Genomic DNA, 5422 nt, shown 5'->3' on the forward strand with positions numbered 1-5422 from the left:
AGTAAGACTGTAGATACGATGCCGGCGATGAAGCCGCCAAAAACGAGCAGGATTATTTTGAGCATGATCGGTAACTCGGGGGGCTGAAAATTTGGCTATCTATAGCGAGCTATCCTTTGCTCGAATTATCTTTTAAAAAAAAGCCCCGCTCTCGCGAGCGGGGCTTTTTCTTTTGGCGATCAGTTGTTACTTAAACAGCAACATCCTGAATCTCGGTAGCGGCGATGCGCTTGCCTTCTTCGGCAGATTTCTGGAATTCCTCAATCTGGTCGAAGTTCAGGTAGCGGTAGATTTCCGCAGACATAGCGTCCAGGTTCTTGGCGAATTCCTGGTATTCCGCCGGAGTCGGCAGTTTGCCCAGGATCGCGCCCACAGAAGCCAGTTCCGCGGAGGTCAGGTACACGTTGGCACCATCGCCCAGACGGTTCGGGAAGTTGCGGGTAGAGGTGGACAGTACGGTGCTGTTCGGGGCTACACGTGCCTGGTTACCCATGCACAGGGAACATCCGGGCATCTCGGTGCGGGCACCGGCGGAGCCGTAGATGTTGTAGTAGCCTTCTTCCATCAGCTGGTGCTCGTCCATCTTGGTGGGGGGAGCAATCCACATGCGGGTGGAGATACCACCTTTGTGCTGCTGCAGCAGTTTACCGGCCGCGCGGAAGTGACCGATGTTGGTCATGCAGGAACCGATGAACACCTCGTCCACCTTGTCACCAGCTACAGAGGAGAGCAGGCGGGCGTCGTCCGGGTCGTTCGGCGCACACACGATCGGCTCTTTCACGTCAGCCAGGTCGATTTCGATTACCGCCGCGTATTCCGCATCGGCGTCGGCGCTCATCAGTTTCGGGTTGGCCAGCCACTCTTCCATGGCGCGTGCACGACGCTCCAGGGTGCGCTTGGAACCGTAACCTTCCGCGATCATCCAGCGCAGCAGGGTGATGTTGGAGCGCAGGTATTCGGCGATGGCTTCTTCCGGCAGCTTGATGGTACAGCCGGCAGCTGAACGCTCGGCGGAGGCGTCGGACAGTTCGAACGCCTGCTCTACGGTCAGGTGATCCAGGCCTTCGATCTCGAGGATGCGGCCGGAGAAGATGTTCTTCTTGCCTTTTTTCTCGACGGTCAGCAGGCCCTGCTGGATCGCGTAGTAAGGGATCGCATGGACCAGGTCACGCAGGGTGATGCCCGGCTGCAGTTCGCCCTTGAAGCGCACCAGTACGGATTCCGGCATATCCAGCGGCATAACGCCGGTGGCTGCGGCAAACGCGACCAGACCGGAGCCGGCCGGGAAGGAGATGCCCATCGGGAAGCGGGTGTGGGAGTCACCACCGGTACCAACGGTGTCCGGCAGCAGCATGCGGTTCAGCCAGCTGTGGATGATGCCGTCACCCGGGCGCAGGGAAACACCGCCGCGGTTCATGATGAAGTCGGGCAGGGTGTGCTGGGTGTCGATGTCCACCGGCTTCGGGTAGGCCGCAGTGTGACAGAAGGACTGCATGGTGAGGTCCGCGGAGAAGCCCAGGCATGCCAGGTCTTTCAGTTCGTCGCGGGTCATCGGGCCAGTGGTGTCCTGGGAACCAACGGTGGTCATCTTCGGCTCGCAGTAGGTGCCGGGGCGGATACCTTCAACGCCGCAGGCCTTGCCGACCATTTTCTGTGCCAGGGTGTAGCCCTTGCCGGTGTCGGCGGGCTGCTCGGGCATGCGGAACAGGTCGGAAGTGCCCAGGCCCAGGGATTCACGGGCCTTGGTGGTCAGGCCGCGACCGATGATCAGGTTGATACGGCCGCCGGCCTGTACTTCGTCCAGCAGGACGTCAGACTTCAGTGCGAACTCGGACAACACCTTGCCGTCTTCCGCCAGGATCTTGCCTTCGTACGGGCGGATCTCGATCACGTCGCCCATGTTCAGCTCGTCAACCGGAGCTTCGAATACCAGTGCGCCGGCATCTTCCATGGTGTTGTAGAAGATCGGGGCCACTTTGCCACCGATACAGATGCCGCCGCCTTTCTTGTTCGGTACGCCCGGCAGGTCGTCACCGAAGAACCAAAGCACGGAGTTGGTGGCGGATTTACGGGAAGAACCGGTACCCACTACGTCACCTACGAAGGCGACCGGCAGGCCTTTGGCGATAACTTCTTCGATCTGCTGCATCGGACCTTTAACGCCGTGTTCTTCCGGAGTCAGGCCGTCGCGGGTCATTTTGTACATGGCCAGCGCGTGCAGGGGGATGTCGGGGCGGGACCAGGCGTCCGGCGCCGGGGACAGGTCGTCGGTGTTGGTCTCGCCGGTTACCTTGAATACGGCAACCTTGATGCTCTCGGCGACTTTATCGCGCTTGGTGAACCACTCGCCGTCAGCCCAGGACTGGATTACCGCTTTGGCAACTTCGTTGCCGGCTTTGGCTTTTTCTTCCACGTCGTGGAAGGCGTCGAACATCAGCAGGGTGTCTTTCAGCTGCTCGCCAGCCAGTGCGGCCAGTTTGGCGTCGTCCAGCAGTTCAACCAGGGTGGAAATGTTGTAACCGCCCAGCATCTGGCCCAGCAGTTTGGTGGCGTGTTCCGCGTCGATCAGCGGAGAGGTTGCTTCGCCCTTGGCGATGGCGGTGAGGAAACCGGCTTTAACGTAAGCCGCTTCGTCCACACCCGGCGGTACGCGGTTGGTGATCAGGTCCAGCAGTTCCTGCTCTTCACCTGCGGGCGGGTTTTTCAGCAATTCAACCAGGCCGGCCACTTGTTCAGCATTCAGGGGCTTGGGTGGAATACCTTGTTCGGCGCGCTCGGCGACGTGTTTGCGATAGGCTTCAAGCACGGATAATTCCCTCTTTGGTATGTGGGGTATAAACCAACAGCTTTCCAGGAATCCGGGGTGACTTCTTTGTCAGCCGAACTCCGACAAATTTCGATGGCCGCTGGAGGCGGGTGCCGAATTCTACATTAAAGGCTTAACCCTGTTAAGTTCGTTGAAAAATCAATAACTTACGCAAATTGTCGCCATTCACGAAATAAATAAAGGGCAATAAATCGCCTTTTCCGTAGTGAGAATTACTCGTATTAAAGGCGATTTTTTGCTGTCGTATCCACCGTATGAATGGACCAATCCGCGCACTAAAAATGCTATTCTCTGGCGCTCGCTTTCACACCGCTAATCCGGCCTGGCAGGACGACGAGGTATTTACGCTTCATGGCGATCTATAAAAAAGTGCGCACGCCCTGTATCGGAGTTTGTTCCACCGGTATCGGGGACAATGTATGTCGGGGTTGTAAACGCTTTGCCCACGAAGTGATTGACTGGAATGCGTATTCCGAGGAGCAGCGCCGGATTATCGCGGAGCGCCGTGACGGATATCTTGCAAACGCCGTACGCAGTCAGCTGGAAATTGTGGATCACAATCTATTGCTGACCCAGTTGCGCCATCAGCAGATCCGTTTCAACGAAGATCAGAACCCCTACTGCTGGGTGTTTGAATTGCTGCGGGCCGGTGCCAGCCAGATTCAGGAACCCGAACAGTTCGGCCTGCGTCGGACGCCGGTAGCCAAGGGCGTTTCACTGGTGGAGTTACGCAAGCGCATCGACGAGGATTTCTATGGATTGTCGGTCGCGTACTACCAGCGTTTTGTTGCGCCCGGGCTGTACTGCGCCTGAACCGTATTGATTCAAGTCGCCGCAATCAGATGCACTCTGAGAGCGGCGAGATACGGCGCTTGCTCGATTTTTAGGTCTTTCCTGGTGCGCCGGCGTGATGCGGGTGGATTGTGGTCCACGCGCGTGAACTCCGGAAAATCCCGATTGTCACCGCCGTTCACCAGCACCGGCATCGCCGAATAACCCACCTGTCGATATATTTCTTCTTGTTCTGTTCGGAAAATTTCCGCCACCTGTAAGTTCGGGCGGCTCTGGATCTGCACCTGCCGTAAGTCGTGGTGACGATTCTTGTGGAGCCCGGCCAGCAGTTGCCGCTGAAATTGAATCCCCGCATCCTGACCCTGCGGGTCTAGCTGCACCAGCTTTTTTTCACACCAGTCGACGCTGACCTTCTTGATGGACTTGCGCGCTTTGATCCAGCTGAGCGCGAGCGCATCGGGTTTTTCAGGGCAGAGCAGAATCTGGCGGTAGCAGTGGCGCAGGTGTGCGCGCGGATATCCGGCATCGGCGAGCATATCGCGCAGAATTCTGTCGCGTTCCAGGGTAGGGTGGGGCGCAAGAGCTTCCTTGATCTCCGCGGTGAGTTGCTGAAATTCGCCCTTTGCAGAGTTCAGGGATTGCGCCAACGCAATTACGTTGGTGGGAACAGCGAGTAGTCCGGGAATCTGCAGGGTGTTGCGTGCATCGCCAAGCGCCATCTCATCGCTGTAATTGAGTTGCGCGAACAGCCGGCTGGCGAGAGTGAAGGGGTGGGAGAATGGTTGGTCGAGGTTGTCGGTGAGTTGGTTCGCGGCATCCACGGCGAACTCTGGTTGCAGCAAGTAGTGCGACCATGGGCGTGAAGACCCGTCCAGTTTCCGCAGGGGCCCCGCCAGTTCAGTCGCTCGGAGGTGCATCGTGTCCAGGCTTTGTTGTAGTCGTGACGCGAGTGGTTTTAGTGAGCTTTGGGCCATGGGTCCGCATTAACTCTCGAATGGATTGTGTTTGCTGTTTCGGGTCGTTGGAATGCTTGTGGAATATTAATCCACTTATTAAGCCGTTACCAATAAATTGAGTAGTGTTCCCAGGCACTGTTCGGGCCCCGCCGCCTGGTTTCTCGCCCTGTTCGTCAACAAAAGTGGGGGAGCGGCGTTATAATCCGCAGCCTTTACACCGTTCGGCCTGTTTTTGCCGGCGCCAGCAGCAGTTGTTTTCGGTCCAGAATATGAGTCACCAAGTTCCTGATCTCTCCGCTATTCACGAGTTTCTTCTGTGCGAGACGCCGGAAGCCTGGGTGGAGGCCGCGCTGGCAGAGCCGGAGATGATGCTGATCGATCACGCAAATTGTGAGAAAAAGGCCGCAGGTACCGCGCTGAACCTGATGTTCCGCTATCTGGATAATTTCGATCTGCTGAACAAGATGTCGCGTCTGGCACGAGAGGAGTTGCGGCATTTCGAGCAGGTGATCGCGATCATGAAAAAGCGCGGGATCAAGTATCCCCATGTCAGCGCATCCCGCTATGCCGCGGGCCTGCGGGAGCAGGTGCGTGGGGCGGAGCCGGGCAGGTTGGTGGATACACTGATCTGCGGTGCGATTATCGAGGCGCGCTCCTGCGAGCGCTTTGCGAAAATTGCCCCGCGCCTCGACGACGAACTGCAGAAGTTTTATCTATCACTGCTCAAGTCGGAAGCGCGTCATTTTCGCGATTATTTGACCCTTGCCCAGAAGGTTGCCGACGAGGACATTGAGCCTCGGGTGCAGCAGCTGCTCGAGATCGAGAAAAACCTGATCGAGTCTGCGGA

At 57.6% G+C, this 5422-nt stretch carries 4 protein-coding genes; 2 read left to right on the forward strand and 2 right to left on the reverse strand.

Annotated elements, in window-relative coordinates; genetic code table 11:
• Window positions 1–190: 190 nt before the first annotated feature.
• Complete coding sequence (gene acnB / locus VIL80_RS07820) at window positions 191–2806, reverse strand: bifunctional aconitate hydratase 2/2-methylisocitrate dehydratase (protein WP_332035561.1); 2616 nt, start codon at window positions 2804–2806, stop codon at window positions 191–193.
• 372 nt (window positions 2807–3178) lie between these two features.
• On the opposite strand from acnB, the gene VIL80_RS07825 reads away from it, so the two are divergent.
• Window positions 3179–3640, forward strand: a complete 462-nt coding sequence (locus VIL80_RS07825) for a DUF1289 domain-containing protein (protein ID WP_332035562.1) — start codon at window positions 3179–3181, stop codon at window positions 3638–3640.
• Window positions 3641–3651: 11 nt separating this feature from the next.
• Here VIL80_RS07825 and VIL80_RS07830 read toward each other — a convergent pair whose 3' ends face one another.
• Window positions 3652–4593: a hypothetical protein gene (locus tag VIL80_RS07830; RefSeq protein WP_332035563.1), complete on the reverse strand. Its 942-nt coding sequence runs from the start codon at window positions 4591–4593 to the stop codon at window positions 3652–3654.
• Between the two features lie 251 nt (window positions 4594–4844).
• Between VIL80_RS07830 and VIL80_RS07835 the strand changes: the two genes are divergently transcribed.
• Window positions 4845–5422: MiaE family protein (locus VIL80_RS07835; RefSeq protein ID WP_332035564.1), on the forward strand; the 578-nt coding region annotated here is incomplete at its 3' end.

The organism is Microbulbifer sp., assembly GCF_036563125.1.
Taxonomy (GTDB): domain Bacteria; phylum Pseudomonadota; class Gammaproteobacteria; order Pseudomonadales; family Cellvibrionaceae; genus Microbulbifer.